Genomic DNA, 17,009 nt, shown 5'->3' with positions numbered 1-17,009 from the left:
CTGTTTAAAACTTCAGCAAAATATATCCCTGAGGCACATAGGTAGTAATGGTCGTTAATGCAGAATGGGCAATCTGCACTCCTTGCCACAAATCTTCTTTCTTTATATTCCTAGCCACCATAGATTGTCCGCAAACATAAAACTCTGCTCCTGCTTCTTTCAAAGCTTCATAAACCGCCAAATTCGGATTAGCGGAATCATATCTCGTCTGATGCCTATCATCATTCAATAAGGTGAAAATAGCTCCTCCGTGTACCACTACCTTGACATGTAGTCTATCCTTAGTTACTCCAGCCAAGCCATGCAAATTCATCATACGGGCTATATTATCTACCCATCTGGATATTTCTGCAGGATTATCAGCTCCTGAAGTCAAATCGACTAAGATCTTATATTCCATGGATCCATCCGGCCTTTCTGTAGCCTCCGGTATCTCATAGATTCCTCCAAAACCTTTGACAATTGGAAACTGGGCAGTTTGAGCCAAGATTGTATTTAATCCTAAAAATAGGAAAAGGAATGCGGTAGATAAAAGGTGCTTTTTCATAATCAATCAATTGAGTCGAAATTAACCAAAAATAAAACTGATTGAGTGCCATTAATCAAAAAAGCCTCTCCAAAATTGGAAAGGCTTTGTGCGCACGAGAAGATTCGAACTTCCACACCCGTAGGGCACCACCCCCTCAAGATGGCGTGTCTACCAATTTCACCACGTGCGCGGTTAGGGTCTGCAAAAGTAGAAAGCCAGCCTATTCAAAGCAAATGCTTTCTAACCCAATTTCTTTTATCTGTAAACTTTTTTCTCTGCAGCCAAAAGGGTATTATATAGCAAAGAAGCAATGGTCATTGGCCCTACTCCTCCAGGAACAGGAGTGATAGCGGAAGCTTTTTCAGCCACTTCATCGAACTTCACATCACCGATCAATCTGAATCCAGACTTCTTGCTAGCATCCTCCACTCGATGAATTCCCACATCAATCACCACAGCGCCTGGCTTTACCATATCAGCAGTTACAAATTCTGGCTTCCCTAGAGCAACAATCAAAATATCAGCGGTTTGAGCTATTTCTTTTAGATTCTGAGTTCGGCTATGGGTCAAGGTGACGGTGGCATTTCCAGGATATCCATTTCTTGCCATCAAAATACTCATCGGGCTTCCTACAATATGGCTTCTGCCAATAACCACACAATGCTTACCAGAAGTCTCTATATTATATCTTTTCAAAAGCTCCACAATTCCATAGGGAGTTGCCGCTACATAAGCTGGCCAATTCAAGGCCATCCTTCCTACATTGGAAGGAGTAAAACCATCCACATCTTTCTCCGGCTTGATCTTATCGGTGACTTTTTCCACAGAAATATGCTTAGGCAAAGGAAGCTGTACGATCAATCCATCAATGTCGGGATTTGCATTGATCTCTTCTACTTTGGCCAAAAGTTCCTCTTCAGAAATAGTGTCATCCAATCGCACCAAAGTGGATTCAAAACCGATTTCATGACAAGCCTTTACTTTGGCTCCCACATAGGTTTGGCTAGCTCCGTCACTTCCCACCAGAATAGCTGCCAAGTGAGGAATTTTCCCTCCTTCAGTTTTGATCTCAGCCACACGTGCTGCGATTTCATTTTTGATGTCTTGGGAGGTCTTTTTTCCGTCGATGATTGTAGCCATTTTGATTTTGATTAGGTTCGAGAACTTCGAAATTCATCATTCTAAATTCGATGTTCGATATTTTTATATATTATTTCTTTCCGCAGTTTCAATACTTTTCACGAAGATTGAAATCAGCTGATTACTCTCGCTAATTAATGATTCAATTCTTTTTGAATCTGAATGCAGATTTGATTTTGCAATAATTTTTAGGGCAACTCTGCTTTCTCGAAGTTCCTTTAATACAATTTTCAACTTATGAATAAAGTCCTTTCTTGATTCTCCGGACTGAGCTTCGCCGTAATTTAATGCGGGTGATGTTCCACTTCTCAAAAGCTGATTTGCCATATGGTTACCAGCTTTCGAATTGATCATAGAATCTGTAAATGAAATTACAGCAGATGCAAATTCAATCAAGCGAGACTCAAGATCATATTTTCTTTCCATGATCGATTCATCATTTTGATTGCTCAAAATTCATTGTCTAACTGAGATTTCTAAATATCGAATGATGAACATCGAATGTCGAATATCGAAGTTTTGAATTGCCTCGTAAATCGTAATTCTTAAATCGTAAATCGTTAATCCCTAGTCCAGCTTCAGCACTGCCATAAACGCCTCCTGAGGAACCTCAACATTACCGACTTGCCTCATGCGTTTCTTTCCTTTTTTCTGCTTTTCCAGAAGTTTACGCTTTCGGGAAATATCACCACCATAACACTTCGCCAGTACGTTTTTACGTAGGGCTTTTACAGTTTCTCGGGCAATGATTTTCGTTCCGATGGCTGCCTGAATGGCGATTTCAAACATCTGACGAGGAACCAATTCTTTCAATTTTTCGCAGAGTCTTTTGCCCCATTCGTAAGCTTTATCACGGTGCACGATCGCAGAAAGCGCATCAACTGCTTCTCCATTAAGCATCACATCGAGACGCACCATGTGAGAAGGCTGATATCCTTTCAATTCATAATCCAAGGATGCATATCCTCTGGAAATGGTTTTTAACTTGTCGAAGAAATCAAATACGATCTCGGCCAAAGGCATATCGAAGGTCAATTCCACCCGATCTGCAGTCAAATAAACCTGGTTTTTGATTTGACCTCTTTTCTCCATACAAAGCGTAATCACAGCGCCAACGTATTCTGAAGCTGTGATGATGGAAGCCTTAACGAATGGCTCTTCAATATGCTTCATCTTGGTAGGATCAGGCATATCTGAAGGAGCATTGATTAGCTTGTAGGTATCATTGGTCATCAATGCCTTGAACTGCACCGAAGGAACCGTAGTGATCACGGTCATATCAAATTCCCGCTCTAATCGCTCCTGAATGATTTCCATGTGCAGCATTCCCAAGAATCCACATCGGAAACCAAATCCCAAAGCAGCGGAAGTTTCCGGTTCCCAAACTAGGGAAGCATCGTTGAGTTGCAGCTTTTCCATGGATGCTCTCAACTCCTCATAATCCGTGGTATCTACAGGATAGATCCCGGCAAAAACCATAGGCTTCACATTCTCAAAACCCTGAATGGCTTTCTCGCAAGGGCGTTTGATATGGGTGATGGTATCCCCTACTTTAATTTCTTTAGCCACCTTTACCCCAGAAATAAGGTAACCTACATTTCCAGCACTCATGGTTTGCTGAGGAATCTGATTCAGCCCTAAAATACCGATTTCATCTGCCTCATATTCCCTTCCGGTATTGACAAACTTAATTTTATCGCCTTTGCTGAAGGTTCCGTTGAAAATCCGGAAGATCACTTCCACACCTCTGAAAGGATTGTAAACGGAGTCAAAAATCATCGCTTGTAGCGGTGCATCAGGGTCTCCTTTAGGCGCTGGAATTCGAGTGACAACAGCCTTCAAAATATCATCTATCCCTATTCCTGTCTTTCCAGAGGCCAAAATAATATCCTCCCTATCACAGCCAATCAGGTCAATTACCTCGTCTGCCACAGATTCAGGATCCGCTCCGGGAAGGTCAATTTTATTTAAAACAGGAATAATTTCCAGGTCATGACCCAATGCCAAATACAAGTTTGAAATGGTCTGCGCTTCGATACCCTGAGAAGCATCCACAATTAGCAATGCACCCTCACAAGCTGCAATCGATCTGGAAACTTCGTAAGAAAAATCCACGTGTCCCGGAGTATCGATGAGGTTGAGTATATATTCCTCCCCTTCATGGGTGTATTTCATCTGGATGGCGTGGGACTTAATGGTGATTCCCCGCTCTCTCTCCAGATCCATGTTATCCAACAACTGGTCCTGCATATCCCGATCAGACACTGTCTGAGTCTCTTGCAGCAACCTATCCGCCAATGTACTCTTCCCATGGTCAATATGGGCGATGATACAGAAATTTCTTATTTTTTGCATGTTCATTCTGCGCGCAAAATTAGGGAAAAAGAAGGAGAAAATTAGAGGATTATACCTGAAATACGGATTTGTCGAAATAGAAAAGAAATATAGTTGAAATAAACTTCGCTACACCAAGTGAAATATGCCTTCGACGAAATAACCCAAACAGTTCAGGACTCCTTGATTAGATAAATATTTCATTCACCGAAGGTGAATATATTTCAATAGTATTTCTACTGTATTTCGACCTCTGAGATTTAGCTTTTAACTTTACCCCGAAAATATTTTAATCCATGAAATCCATAGCCGAAAACAAAAAATCCCAAAACATCGCCGAATACATCATCTATCTCTATCAACAGGAGGACTTGATTCGGTCTTTTCAGGGTAATTTGGAGGAAATCCGGCAATATGTAGTTTCTCACTTTCCCGTTGAAGAAAAGGAAAAGAATACCATTTTTAATTGGTATCAGGACTTCAGAAATCAAATGGAGAAAGAAGGAATTATGGAGAAAGGCCATTTGGAGGAAAGTAAAAAATTGGTTGCTGAGCTTTCCCAACTGCACTGGCAGTTACTTAAATCGGATCAAACCTATTTCCAAACTTATCAAAAAGCCAAGCCTCATATTCTACAAGCTGTAATGGAGGCTGATGGGAAAGACCTGGGAAATGAAATCCAAATCTGCCTCAACGGGGTCTATGGACTTTTGCTTTGCAGACTACTGGGCAAGAAAATATCGGATGAGCAATTGAAATCAGCTGAAGCCTTTGGTGAAGTTCTAAGCTTATTGAATTTGGTCTATCAGCAGGAAAAGGTTTCTAGAAATTGATTTGAAAAAGGATCGATTCATACGTCAATAAACTCCCAAACACTCCTATACCCTCCCTTTTCTTCAAAATACCCAAGCAGTGAATCAAAAAAAGGATTGATAGCCAAAGTACTGCTATCTCCAATTAAAACTAGCTTCCTTTTGGATCGGGTAATAGCTACGTTCATCCTTCGTTCATCTGCCAAAAAACCAATCTCTCCTCTCTCATTGGACCGAGTCAGTGAAATGATCATCAAGTCCCGCTCCTGCCCCTGAAATCCATCTACAGTATCAATGGTGATCAAATCGGCAAAAGCCTTCAAATTGGGATAATCATAAGTTTCAAAGATCAATGTTCGTAAGTATCTTACCTGGGCAGAATACGGAGCAATCAAACCTATAGTCCAGCCGTTTTCCTTAAATTTTGAAATGCCGATCCGCTTAATCAGTTCATTTAAATACTTGCAGGTAAAGCTGGCTTCCTCAGGATTGAAGGTGCTAAGGCTTTCCTCCTCTTGCCGATCTGAATACCCAGCTCCCGCGGTATCTATCCACTCCAAGACTGCTTCATTTTCGAATACATGAAGGTCTGTATTTTTAGCAGCTTTCAATTTCCCCCCATAAAAATACTCATTGGAGAACCCCATGATTTCGGCTTTCATTCTATACTGAACCTGTAAGAGCTCCGCCACTTGAGGCTTTCTTTGAATGACTTTTTCCATCAAAGTAATCGCTAAACCTTCTTTTGCAGCTTCAAAGGATTTGATTGTGGGTGGGAGTTGTAAGTGATCACCAGCAAAAACCACCTTTTTAGCCTTCAGGATTGGAATCCAAGTTGCTGCTTCCAATCCCTGGGCTGCCTCGTCGATAAATACCACATCAAAGGCCATCCCTTTCAAGTGATAGGACGAGGCGCCAACCAGCGTACAGGCAAAAACTTGTGTTTTTTGAAAAATGTCAAAGGAAATATATTCTTCCAGATGCTTAGCAGCTTCCCGGATTCTCCCCACTTCATCAAACAACAACTTTCGCTGTCTGCGCTCTTCAGGTCCAAAATTTCGCTTGTATTGTTTGGCTAGCTTTAGATACTGATCAATTTCCTTTCGAAGTTTTTTCAGATCTCTGTAACTTTCATGAAAAGCTGTTTTTGCATCCAAAGTTTGGTTCAAAATCTTTTCCTCCACTCTCGCAGGATGACCCAATCGGAGAGTAGAGATTCCTGAATCTGTCAACTTTTCTACCAATAAATCCACCGCAGCATTACTAGGGGCACAAACCAAAACGGATAATCCTTTTTCTGTAGCTTCCGAAATAGCTTTGATCAAAGTAGTGGTTTTTCCTGTTCCGGGAGGTCCATGAATTATCGCCACATCCTTTGCATTGGCGATTTTTAGGCAAGCTTGGTTTTGGGAAAAGTTTAAACCTTCCGATTCACTTCTTGTGTTTTCTGAGAATATTGGGGTTCGCGATCCCAAGAGCGTTTCTTTCAACTCTTTAAGCCGAAGATTATCTGCCTCAATGACTCTTTTCAAGGCAAATTCCATCTCTCGATAGCTGGCCTCATCAAACAATAAGTCAACACCCAAACGGCTGCTATCCATCCATTCCGGGAGTTCATCAGCCTGAAGCGTAACAATCATCGTGTCTTTTTTTACTTGATTGATCACTCCATTCACTCGGTTTTCAGAAGAGGCATAGCCATCTTGGGTTGAGAAAAATGCGACAGATTTTCCGGATTGAAAAGCAGAGTTTTGGCTTTGATCCAACTTTTCTATTTCTACCAAAAGTCTCTCTCCCATTCCTATTTTAGCCTTTTTCACCTGAATAGGATGCCAAGTAATCCCCTCTTTTTTCTTATCCGCCAGAGAAGTATTTAAAAACTTTTTCTTGTATTGAGCCAGGTCTTCTTGCCATTCTTGCTTCAAAAGTTTCAGCCCTTTTTTTAATTCCTCTGTGACTTTGTCCATCAATCCGTATTTTAGGCGAAACTAATCAAAAGGCAAAGAGTTTCTAAGTCTAAACATTCTATGAATTTCCTCGCACATGCATTTCTGTCTTTTAATGAAGAAAAGATTCTCGTCGGGAATTTCATAGCTGATTTTGTAAAAGGGAAACAGATCAAAGATTTTGAAGAGGACATTATCTCCGGAATCTTGTTACATCGGGAGATAGATTACTTTACCGACTCACATCCATTGGTCAAAGCAGGGCAATCCTATCTTAGACCAAAATTTGGACACTATTCCACCGTGATTACGGATATCTTTTTTGATTATTTTCTGATCAAAAACTGGAAAAACTATTCCTCAATCTCTATAGAAGATTTTATCCAGAAGACCTATTCAACATTGGATGGGTATGAAGACATCTTCCCGGAGCGCTTTGCAAAGATGTATTACTGGATGAGAAAAGACAATTGGCTATTGCACTATGGAACTGTAGAAGGCATCAGAAGATCACTGACTGGCATGTCCAAAAGAACCACCTTTAATTCAAAAATGGAGGAAGCTCATTTGGCCTTGTTAGACAGGGAAGCTGAATTTGAAGTGATTTTCTTCGCTTTTTTCAAGGATTTAGAGACTTTTGCCTACGGAAAACTACTGGAATTACATAAAGCTCATGATCGTCATTAAACCGAAAGGATCCACTTACTTTTCATTGGGAATTATTGTTGTCGCTCTTTTGGCAGGTCTGATTCTGATCCTCAGAGATTTTGCTTACAAGGGTTCTTTTGGCCTATGGTTTTACTTGATTGCTGCATCTTTGATCACTTTAGTGCTATTGATGCTGTTGGTAAAAATGCTTGCGGGTTTTCGTTTTATCACTGCTGGAAGGGATCAAATTATCGTCAAACTTCCTTTAAGAGGATTTCAAAAAGCCTACCCCATTGCTGAAATTTTAGCTTGGGAAGAAGAAGTAGTAATCGCGAATAAAAAGGAATTCAAGCAATTGACTATAGCATTTTCAGACCAACAGTCAATTTCTGTCTCCAACCATGAGCATCATGCCTATCCTGACCTAGTTAATTATCTTGTAAAAAAAGCTCCTAAGAAAAAGGTGAAAAACAAAAAAGCCTGATTGCTCAGGCTTTATCTTATCGTTGGTTTCTGAAATTCTTATCGTAAAGTTCGATACTTTCCCGAATAATTCTCAAAGCATCTTCCTTACCTAGGAAATCCTCCACTTTTACTTCTTTATTCTCGAGCTTCTTATAATCTTCAAAGAATCGATGGACTTCCTTCATCAAATGAGGAGGTAGCTCATCGATATCATTGATATAATTCACAGACTGATCTCCGGCAGCTACAGCGATAATTTTATCATCTGCCTCTCCGCCATCCACCATGCGCATCACGCCTATGACCTTAGCCTCAACTAGGCACATGGAAGGGATATCTATTTGAGAAATAATCAAAATATCCAAAGGGTCATGATCCTCACAGAATGTTTGGGGAATGAATCCATAATTGGCAGGATAGTGCACGGCAGAGAATAGAACTCTATCCAGCATCAACATTCCTGACTTTTTGTGAAGTTCGTATTTACCTTTACTTCCTTTGGGAATTTCCACCACTCCCATCACATATTCGGGAGCATCTTTCCCGATATTGACGTCATGCCAAGGGTTAATCATAATTTTTCTTTTTGTTTATAAAAAGTGAGGGTGCAAAGATACGCTTTCCTCCTAAAAACCCCAGAAAAGTATTCTTAATTCAAGCTCGGCAGTACTACTCTAACGGTAGTTCCTTCATTTAGAATAGATCTTAACTCGATTTTTCCACCCAATTGCTCGACAGCTTCTTTGACCATGTAAAGTCCCAAGCCTGTTCCTACATTCTTCTGGGTAGCTCTTGTAAACAAGTTGAACACTTCCGGATGATGTCGGTCATCTATTCCAATCCCATTATCTTCCAGCATGATGATAGCCTGTCCATCTTTGACATCTATGGTAATAGAGATCTTCTTTTCCCCTTGTTCATTCTTCTGGAACTGCACTGAGTTGCTAAATAGGTTATTCAAGATTACTCTGATTTTTGCATCATCAGAGTAAAAAAGCTCATCTTGATTAACCTGAGTCAAAACATTAAACTCAGATAGATTGAATTTTGCTTTGTAGGCCTCCATTTGCTGTCCAAGCACATCCCTGAATTTGATCTCAGTTACTTTATGGTCAATCTTGGTAGACCTATAGAAATCTAGCATTTTGTAGATAAAATCATCCAACTTGGTGGTGGCAGAATCTATCATTTCAAAATATTCCAAAATATTGGGATCGGAGACTTCCATTTTCGCCAATTTTGAAACACCGGAAATACTCATCAAAGGTCCACGGAGCTCATGAGAAAGACTGTAGACAAATTGATTCATTTCGGTATGCAGCTTTTTCAGGCGTATATTTTTCTCTTTTAACTCCTGCCTCATGAAATAAATATCCGCGGCATTTTTAATGGAGTTCTTAATTTGCTCGATATTCCATGGTTTATCAATGAATCGATAAACTTCGCCCTTATTGATCGCATCGATGACACTGGCGATATCGGAATACCCTGTGAGCAGGATACGAATTGGGTCGGGATTGATTTGAATGAGCTTTTCAAAAAATTCTGTACCTGTCATTCCAGGCATGCGCTGATCCGCAATTACTACATGTATCTCCTCAGTCTGGGCAACTTGCAAACCTTCTTCTGCATCTATGGCAGTAAAAACCTTGAAATCTTTCCTTAGCGAGGCTCTAAATGATTTGAGGTTGTTATCCTCATCATCAATATAAAGCACATGTATATGGTTATTCATACTTGGATGAGCTTTGATAAATAGGTAGTGTAATTATAAAAGTTGTCCCTTGACCCACTTCAGAGTTTACTTCTAAAGTTCCTTTATGATTTTCAATAATAGAATAAACAATTGAAAGCCCCAAACCTGTGCCTTTCCCAACTGCTTTGGTAGTGAAAAATGGTTCAAAAATCCTCTGTTTTACATGATCTGGCATTCCTGGGCCATTATCCTCGATTTCCACCACCACATGATCTCCCAAAGATTTGGTGCGGATTTCAATTTTTGGATCTTTGACTGTATCAATATGATCACTCAATGCATGAACTGCATTGTTGATAATATTCATGAATACCTGATTGATTTTTCCAGCCAGACATTCCACCATAGGAAGTTCAGCAAAATCCCTGACAATCCTGATTTTACCAGGTATTGAGCTGTTCAAGAGAATAATTGTACTATTAATCCCATCGTGGATATCCACTTTCTTGACATCCTGCTCGTCAACTCTGGAGAATAAACGGAGACCTTTGACAATTTCCACTGTACGCTTTGCTCCTTCTTCCATCCCTTTGAGGAGTTGATCTACTTCGTCCAGTACATAATCCAGTTCTAATTCCTCTTCCAGGTCTTTCGCTTTTTTCTTGGACTCCTCCTTGAATTCGTTCATACCAGTTTCACGGTAGAACTCGATCACTTCCATGATATCTGCAATATCCCTTTTGAGTGGGGTAATATTTGAACTTACAAAGTTGATTGGGTTGTTTATCTCATGTGCAATACCAGCAGTTAACTAACCCAGTGAGGCCATTTTTTCCTGACTGACTAATTGACTTTGGGTATTTTGAAGATTTCTTAGAGCCTGTTCCAATTCATCCGTTCTGATTCTTACTTTTTCTTCGAGCATGGTATTCTGCTCACGGATCAATTGCTCATTTTCTTTCAATACTCTTAGGCGTTCTGCCTGCTCTTTCTCCTTCTCTTTCTTTAAAATATTAATCTTATCAGCAAGTGCGAAGGAGAGTAACACAACTTCCAATGCAGAGCCTAAAGGCATAATGTAGGCAGTCAAATCATTAGTTGGTATGATTCCCATTTCGCTCAAAACGAAAAGGAAAATACCTAACATAAACACAGACCAAGCTAGCAAATAGTATCTAGCAGGTCGATAGCCTTGCTTCTGAACAGCAAAAGCTGCCAATAAAACATATAAAACGACTATACTTTGAGTTACCAATAAGGTCTGATAACTCACTGTGATGGAAAAGAAAAAGGCGTTAACTAAGATAAAAGCATAGACGAGATAGATAAAGTAAAAGCCCTTATCCAATTTGGGTATGAATTTATCTGTTGACAAAAACACTCTTAAAAACCAAATCCCAACTATACTAACCAGAGATGAAAAAATAACTCCAGATCTCAAGTTTAACCAAACCACATTGGGCCAGAATATTTCCTGTGTAAAACCTAGTATTGATGATTGCGCAAACCACACCAATACGGTGTGAATCACATATATGAGATATAATTTATCTCTTACAGAAAAGAATAGGAATAAATTATAAAAGAATAATCCTACAATTACACCAGTAAATATCCCAAATAGTATATTCTCTCTATTTATCAGGTTCTCTAGATAATTTCTATTCGTTATCGTGGATGTAATAATCTTTTTATTTACACTTTTAACTTTTAAAAAAATCTCAGAAGTTTTTCCTATCGGGAGATTTATATCAAAAATTATTGATTTGGATAAAATCGGTTTTGAATAAAAATCTACTAATCTACCTCCTACATAGGATTCCAAAATCTCATTTTCGCTTACAACAAATAATTCTAAGCTATCCAATGAAGAGTTGTTGATGTAAAAATATTTTCCTTCTTTTTCAGAATTATTCTCTACAACATATTTCAACCATACTACATCATTGTTGATTCCGAAATTTTTGCTTTGTTGATCTATTTTAGTGAAATCATTTCTTTCAATGATTTCCTGAAATTTGATGTCTTTATCCTCTTCTAATATCAAGTATTCATACCTATCAAGAAGAACTATTTCTCCATTTAAGATGACAGGGTTTAAAGCTTGAAAAAAAGCCCAAATAAAAGTAATTATCGAAATCATGGTTTAACTCTCCAGTCAGTATTTTTAATTTTCAATTGATAGGTAATTTCTACTGGCCCTTTCAAGGTTTCTTCAACCCTGGTACATTCAAGATTTTTTCTTAAATCAAGAATAAACTCCCTTTCAACTGGGAGAGCTAAAGGTAAATTTTCTACATCCTTCAAAACTGCCAAAGTTGCTACTAAATCCAGTTTCGGGTAAAAAAAAGTACCATTATTACCAATGTTTTCCTCAATCTCAAAACCCTTCTGAAGGGTAGGTTTTAAGGTATATTCCGCACAGAGAGCAAATAAAGTCGGAACATTTAATTGCTCTGCAATTACTAAAGATGTCCTCGAAAGAAAAATGGCACCTATACCATAACCTGAAATCATTCTACTATTCCATAATCCTCCGATTTCCCCCGTCCCTCCTCTTTCTCTATATTCTCCGACTAATCCAAAAATTTTAGAATCAACTGGTGCAATTGCACCTTCAAGAGGAAGAGGAAATTCTGTATCGGCTACGTGTATTCTTAATCCGCTTACTACTTGTCCAGTAGAATTATCGTGAACAGTTACCACGAAAACGAATGGGTTATATTTCCAATCATTATTGGAGGAAGTTACCTTGGTGACACCATATTCTTTAAGAACATTTGCATGTCCTTCAATAAACATATCACATATTTCAGGCTCATCAACTGCCCTAAATGCTTTAAAGGTGAACATCAGTTAATGGTAATTAATGTATCTTCGACTTCCCTTCTATAGGATCTCATACTTGGCTCTCCTCCGAAATTAAGTCTAAACATAAATAATTCTTCATTACTTTTTTCCCTGTTGAACAAAGTATTGAATTCTGCTTTGTATTTTTTGATCATAGTCACCTCTTCTTTAGTGAAGCCATGGTCTTTTTCCCTAAGAGTTTGGTGAAAAATAAACATTGCCGCTGTCACTGGCTGAAAACTAATCTCCATCATGTTGGCCTTGATCCAAATCCGCTGAAGAACCTTTCCTGCTTTAAGGTATTCTTGAGGAGTAAATTCTTTTCCTTGCAGCAAAAACATGGCGGAACTTGACATGATTGTATCATGGGAAATTTTGGTGAGGCCATAGCCCATCAGAAACTTCCTGAAAAAACGAACTGTCCTCGGATCTTTTAATAAGCCCATTGCAGCTCTTTCCGCCCCACTCAATTCCAATGTTGCTATATCTATTCCATCCCGACTTTCTCTTGCTTCCTTATCATTCCATCTTACTTCATTGATAAAATCTTTAAGTCCCTGATCGTGAAAAAGGCGCATTCTATCCATCCCGCCAATGATGCCGGATAGCTTTTCCAAGTCCGACTTTGCGGAAATATGCTCCATCGGCATATCTTCTGCCAACGCATATCCGTGAAAAAGCTGGATCTGCTCAGGTGTCAAATCTACCTTGGATGCATTCTTTCTATTGGTACATCGGATTGCCACTCCATCTACCAATTCTCCATTATGAACTTTGATTTTTTGATTATGCTTAACTATAAAGCGTATGCTTGCAATCAGATCTTCCTCGAAATCCTGTATGTGTTCAATGATTTCGATCTCAATTCCTGATTTTGCACAGTGGAGTCTGATATTTTCAAGAGCCGCGCCAAAAGCAATCAAGGAACCGGTGCCTTTATAATCCAGCATGGAGTGACTTCTTTCCTTGTCATGGAAAAGGTGCAAAACTCCATTTTGATCGAACACCCATATCCACGGTTGAATATTTCCCCCTGAAGGAGCCAAATTGGCAAATTCAACCAATCCATTAAGTTCTTCCTTGTTTAGGACGTAACCTGATGGAATGATATTTTTGGGAATGCTACCTAAAAAATCTCCATTCTTAACTGGAACTACCTCTCGCTCTTCTTGAATTTCAGGAAGATCCAATTTGATGATTTCGTCAAGATCCACGAAAAATCTTCCCGAATCAACCGGTTCACCCACCAATAACTTTCGAGCAACATGAGCCACTGAAGCCCCACCCAGAAAAACTGCAGAAGCTAATTGTGGCCAACTGCTAATAGTTTGCCCAACCTCCAAAAGTGAAGCTTTCATCCTCGGAGAAAGAGTATCTACCCCAGTCATCTTCAATCCAATGGCAACTTTCTGCTTATTGGTCAGATTTTTTAGCGTATCTAAATTTATATCTCCCAGGTACCCATGAAAAATTGGCCTCTCCGGCTCCAAATCAAATCTTTCTATATCTAACATTCCCCGATCAGATGTATCCATCATTAGAGGAATCTGATATTTCTGGGCTGTTTTTCGGAGTAGAATTTTGATATCCAAACTATCACACTCATCGATAATCAAATCCAACTCTCCCTGCTCTGAAAAAAATGAGTCAATATTTTCTTCTGTGATACCATCTCGAAATAGAGTTAACTTCAGATAGGGATCGATCTCTGCAATTTCTCTTGCTGCAATAACTATCTTCTCTACTCCCAAACTTGTAACTCCAGCTTTTAACCTATTGAGATTACTCAATTCCAAATGATCAAAGTCTGCCAAACGCATTTCTCCGCAACTTCTTTCCAAAGCCATGGCTAAAGCAATGCTTTGCCCAACAGAGAGTCCTACTATCCCAACCTTTTTCTTTGCGAGCTCTTTTTGCTCTTGAGGAGTAATTTTATAATTGTTTCTGAGTGTTCTAACCCGAATAAATTCTTCTTCAGGCAAAAGATGAACTAGCGCATACTTCCAGGGATAATAAACCCAATTCCCATAAGACTCCTTGGGATTTTCTTCAAAAAAATTCTCAATCTCTGCTTTTAACTCTTCCTTGGAAAAAGTTTTTGCTGGATGCCGTGATTTGATTAAATCGCCAACCTGACTATTGATTTGATTGATTACCTGAATCTGAGGGTTATTTTTCAAATCAACTATTTTCTCCTGATCATCTCGATTTCTGGGATTTAAAATAACCGGGTATACTTGATCGGACAATGAATAGCTTGGTGTGGTTAACATCTAATTTAGTGTGCAGATTGGGTGATATGCATTGTAAAGTTAGTTTTTGATTTCATTTCTCAAATGAAAATGAAAATTATTTTTATAGGAATAACCTATTTTATCCATATCAAGTTTAAGGCCACAATAGAATTTGTTTGTTTTTAAATAAAAAAAGCAATTATTTAGAATTACGATTAACTTGTATTCAAGTCAAGAATTGAATGGAAACCAAGGCAGAAGAAAAAATTAAGATTTTATATGTAGATGATGAAGAGAATAATCTTCAAGCATTTAAAGCTACATTCCGAAGAGACTATAAAATTTTTCTCGCTATTTCTGCCAAAGAAGGACGTGAGATTTTAGACAAGGAAGAAATTGACATTATCATTACCGACCAAAGAATGCCAGAGGAAACTGGCGTGGAATTTTTAGAATCAATCATCCCAATTCATCCAAATCCAATAAGAGTATTATTAACAGGGTACACAGACATACAAGCTGTAATTGATGCAATTAACAAAGGTCAAGTGTATCATTATCTGACCAAGCCTTGGGAAGAAGATTACCTCAGAACAGTCATCAAAAACGCTTTTGAAATCTACACATTACGAAGAGAAAACGAGCGCTTGACTCAGGCTTTGATCAAAGCAAATGATCAATTAGAATTTTTATTGAGGCAAAACCTCCTTTCCTAATCAATACCTCGCAGCAAGGAGTAATTGTAATTCTTTGTGAGTTAAATCAAATTTCCTTGCCAAATAAGCATTGGTTAAGCTTCCCCTGTAAGTATATACCCCTCGCAGAAACCATCGGTAATTAAAAATCATTTCTTCAGCACCACCCAAATCCGCCATTTGTAAAACAATTGGGGTGAAAATATTGCTCAAAGAATAGGATGCAGTACGCGATACTCTGGAAGCAATATTAGGTACACAGTAGTGAATAATATCATGTTTCAAATACACAGGGTCACTGTGGGTTGTCATCTGTGCAGTTTCAATGCATCCTCCCTGATCAATTCCCACATCAATGATAATGCTGCCATGCATCATGTTGGCAACCATTTCTTCACTGACCACCACCTTATTTCTTCCTTTCTCTGCTCTCAGGGCACCAATCACCACATCAGCCTCTGCAAGAGCCTGAGTTAGGGTCAAATTATCAATAGTCGAAGTATAAACCTGCTGACCCAGCAATTGCTTCAACCTACGAAGCTTGTATATATGGTTATCAAAAATTTTAATATTTGCCCCAAGTCCTAAGGCAGTTCTAGCCGCATACTCCGCCACCGTGCCTGCACCTATAATCACAACCTGAGTAGGTGGCACACCCGTAACACCTCCCATAATCAGTCCTTTACCATCGTTGACGGAGGATAAATATTCCGAAGCTATCAGCATCACAGTACTGCCTGCGATCTCCGACATGGCTCTTACCACCGGCATCCCACCTACTTTATCCTCTAGGTATTCAAAAGCAACCGAAGTGATCTTTTTGGCATTCAAAGCCTCAATAAACTCTTTATTCTGCTTTCCAATTTGCAGAGCTGAAATCAGACATGCTCCCTGATTCATGGATTCTATTTCCGTTAAGCTTGGCGCATCAACTTTCAGTACTACTTCAGATTGAAAAGCCTCCTTTGAAGAGTAAACCACCTTCGCTCCTGCATCTGAAAAATCTTGATCTGAAAACTTGGAAGCCAGTCCTGCTCCACTTTCCACAATCACATTCAGCCCGTTGTTGGTCAGTAATCCTACTGCTTCCGGGGTCAATACGATTCTTTTTTCTTCATCAGATTGCTCTTTGGGTATACCAATAGTCAGCCCGCCCTTCCCTCTTTTTACTTTGGCAGGAGATTCTTTTGGAATTAGTCCAACAGCGGTGAGTTCATTAATCTGAGTCGACATCCCGATAATGTTGAAGTGTGATTTTTCTACTTGAAGTAGAATAATACTCAATTTTAATCAATAAAAAATGATCTGGAATAAAACCTCCCAATTTTTCGGCCCATTCCATCCAACAATAATTCCCGCTTTCAAAATATTCCTCCACTCCTATATCCAAAGCTTCCTCAGGTTTTTCCAGTCTATAAAAATCAAAATGATAAATAGGAGCTTTTCCAGAAAGCTCATAATGATTGACTATCCCGAAAGTAGGACTGCTTACCTGAGATGCAAGTCCAAACTTTTCACCCAATGCTTTGATCAATGTAGTTTTTCCAGCACCCATATCGCCCTGAAACACCCAAAGCTTCTCGTTTTGGGCAAAATCAATAATCCATTGGGCTATTTGGTCCAGCTCTTTTAACTCGTAAATCTTACTATCCAAAACTCT

The 17,009-nt window shown here is 39.1% G+C and carries 17 protein-coding genes and 1 tRNA gene; 4 read left to right on the top strand and 14 right to left on the bottom strand.

Features of this window, described 5'->3' with window-relative positions; genetic code table 11:
* Positions 1 to 4: 4 nt before the first annotated feature.
* From B2906_RS07215 to lepA, 5 genes are all read right to left on the bottom strand, one after another.
* Positions 5 to 547: a DsrE family protein gene (locus tag B2906_RS07215; RefSeq protein WP_219958220.1), complete on the bottom strand. Its 543-nt coding sequence runs from the start codon at positions 545 to 547 to the stop codon at positions 5 to 7.
* Positions 548 to 636: 89 nt separating this feature from the next.
* Positions 637 to 719, bottom strand: a tRNA-Leu gene (locus B2906_RS07210).
* A gap of 65 nt (positions 720 to 784) precedes the next feature.
* Positions 785 to 1,669, bottom strand: coding sequence for a bifunctional 5,10-methylenetetrahydrofolate dehydrogenase/5,10-methenyltetrahydrofolate cyclohydrolase (locus tag B2906_RS07205; protein ID WP_219958219.1), 885 nt, complete (start codon positions 1,667 to 1,669; stop codon positions 785 to 787).
* A 63-nt stretch (positions 1,670 to 1,732) separates the two neighbouring features.
* Positions 1,733 to 2,095, bottom strand: a complete 363-nt coding sequence (locus B2906_RS07200) for a four helix bundle protein (RefSeq protein WP_144607210.1) — start codon at positions 2,093 to 2,095, stop codon at positions 1,733 to 1,735.
* Between the two features lie 141 nt (positions 2,096 to 2,236).
* The gene (lepA, locus tag B2906_RS07195) at positions 2,237 to 4,024 is read right to left on the bottom strand and encodes a translation elongation factor 4 (protein ID WP_286936546.1); all 1,788 of its coding nucleotides are present in this window, start codon (positions 4,022 to 4,024) and stop codon (positions 2,237 to 2,239) included.
* Between the two features lie 275 nt (positions 4,025 to 4,299).
* Between lepA and B2906_RS07190 the strand changes: the two genes are divergently transcribed.
* Positions 4,300 to 4,836: a DUF4924 family protein gene (locus B2906_RS07190; RefSeq protein ID WP_091654681.1), complete on the top strand. Its 537-nt coding sequence runs from the start codon at positions 4,300 to 4,302 to the stop codon at positions 4,834 to 4,836.
* A gap of 17 nt (positions 4,837 to 4,853) precedes the next feature.
* Here the strand turns inward: B2906_RS07190 and B2906_RS07185 are convergent, their stop codons facing one another.
* Positions 4,854 to 6,782, bottom strand: a complete 1,929-nt coding sequence (locus B2906_RS07185) for an AAA domain-containing protein (RefSeq protein WP_219958218.1) — start codon at positions 6,780 to 6,782, stop codon at positions 4,854 to 4,856.
* Between the two features lie 60 nt (positions 6,783 to 6,842).
* Here B2906_RS07185 and B2906_RS07180 point away from each other — a divergent pair, with 60 nt between their 5' ends.
* Complete coding sequence (locus tag B2906_RS07180) at positions 6,843 to 7,448, top strand: ACP phosphodiesterase (protein ID WP_219958217.1); 606 nt, start codon at positions 6,843 to 6,845, stop codon at positions 7,446 to 7,448.
* Positions 7,435 to 7,893, top strand: a complete 459-nt coding sequence (locus B2906_RS07175; protein WP_219958216.1) for a hypothetical protein — start codon at positions 7,435 to 7,437, stop codon at positions 7,891 to 7,893. The genes B2906_RS07180 and B2906_RS07175 overlap by 14 nt, the downstream gene beginning before the upstream one ends.
* Positions 7,894 to 7,909: 16 nt before the next feature.
* Here B2906_RS07175 and B2906_RS07170 read toward each other — a convergent pair whose 3' ends face one another.
* From B2906_RS07170 to B2906_RS07145, 6 genes are all read right to left on the bottom strand, one after another.
* Positions 7,910 to 8,449, bottom strand: a complete 540-nt coding sequence (locus tag B2906_RS07170) for an inorganic diphosphatase (RefSeq protein WP_091654693.1) — start codon at positions 8,447 to 8,449, stop codon at positions 7,910 to 7,912.
* A 74-nt stretch (positions 8,450 to 8,523) separates the two neighbouring features.
* On the bottom strand, positions 8,524 to 9,609 hold the full coding sequence (locus B2906_RS07165) for a hybrid sensor histidine kinase/response regulator (protein WP_091654694.1): 1,086 nt from the start codon (positions 9,607 to 9,609) through the stop codon (positions 8,524 to 8,526).
* Positions 9,602 to 10,291, bottom strand: coding sequence for a sensor histidine kinase (locus tag B2906_RS07160; protein ID WP_339816682.1), 690 nt, complete (start codon positions 10,289 to 10,291; stop codon positions 9,602 to 9,604). The genes B2906_RS07165 and B2906_RS07160 overlap by 8 nt, the downstream gene beginning before the upstream one ends.
* 90 nt (positions 10,292 to 10,381) lie before the next feature.
* The gene (locus tag B2906_RS07155; RefSeq protein ID WP_286936531.1) at positions 10,382 to 11,713 is read right to left on the bottom strand and encodes a 7TMR-DISM family protein; all 1,332 of its coding nucleotides are present in this window, start codon (positions 11,711 to 11,713) and stop codon (positions 10,382 to 10,384) included.
* A complete protein-coding gene (locus tag B2906_RS07150) occupies positions 11,710 to 12,423 on the bottom strand; it encodes a hypothetical protein (protein ID WP_219958213.1) in 714 nt (237 codons plus the stop codon). Before B2906_RS07150 ends, B2906_RS07155 begins: the two co-directional genes overlap by 4 nt.
* On the bottom strand, positions 12,423 to 14,693 hold the full coding sequence (locus B2906_RS07145; RefSeq protein ID WP_219958212.1) for an Rv1355c family protein: 2,271 nt from the start codon (positions 14,691 to 14,693) through the stop codon (positions 12,423 to 12,425). The genes B2906_RS07150 and B2906_RS07145 overlap by 1 nt, the downstream gene beginning before the upstream one ends.
* Before the next feature lie 203 nt (positions 14,694 to 14,896).
* Here B2906_RS07145 and B2906_RS07140 point away from each other — a divergent pair, with 203 nt between their 5' ends.
* Complete coding sequence (locus tag B2906_RS07140) at positions 14,897 to 15,370, top strand: response regulator (RefSeq protein ID WP_219958211.1); 474 nt, start codon at positions 14,897 to 14,899, stop codon at positions 15,368 to 15,370.
* On the opposite strand, the gene B2906_RS07135 is transcribed toward B2906_RS07140, so the two are convergent.
* Both B2906_RS07135 and tsaE read right to left on the bottom strand, forming a co-directional pair.
* Positions 15,371 to 16,582 (bottom strand): alanine dehydrogenase, encoded by a 1,212-nt coding sequence (locus B2906_RS07135; protein WP_091654703.1) that lies wholly within the window; start codon positions 16,580 to 16,582, stop codon positions 15,371 to 15,373.
* Positions 16,566 to 17,003 carry a tRNA (adenosine(37)-N6)-threonylcarbamoyltransferase complex ATPase subunit type 1 TsaE gene (tsaE, locus tag B2906_RS07130; protein WP_219958210.1) on the bottom strand — a complete coding sequence of 146 codons (438 nt, stop codon included), beginning with the start codon at positions 17,001 to 17,003 and terminating at the stop codon, positions 16,566 to 16,568. Before tsaE ends, B2906_RS07135 begins: the two co-directional genes overlap by 17 nt.
* Between the last annotated feature and the right edge of the window lie 6 nt (positions 17,004 to 17,009).

Origin of the sequence: Algoriphagus sp. UBA3586, from assembly GCF_002376385.1 — a bacterium.
Lineage (GTDB): Bacteria > Bacteroidota > Bacteroidia > Cytophagales > Cyclobacteriaceae > Algoriphagus > Algoriphagus ornithinivorans.
This window is presented reverse-complemented; position numbering and strand designations above follow the sequence as displayed.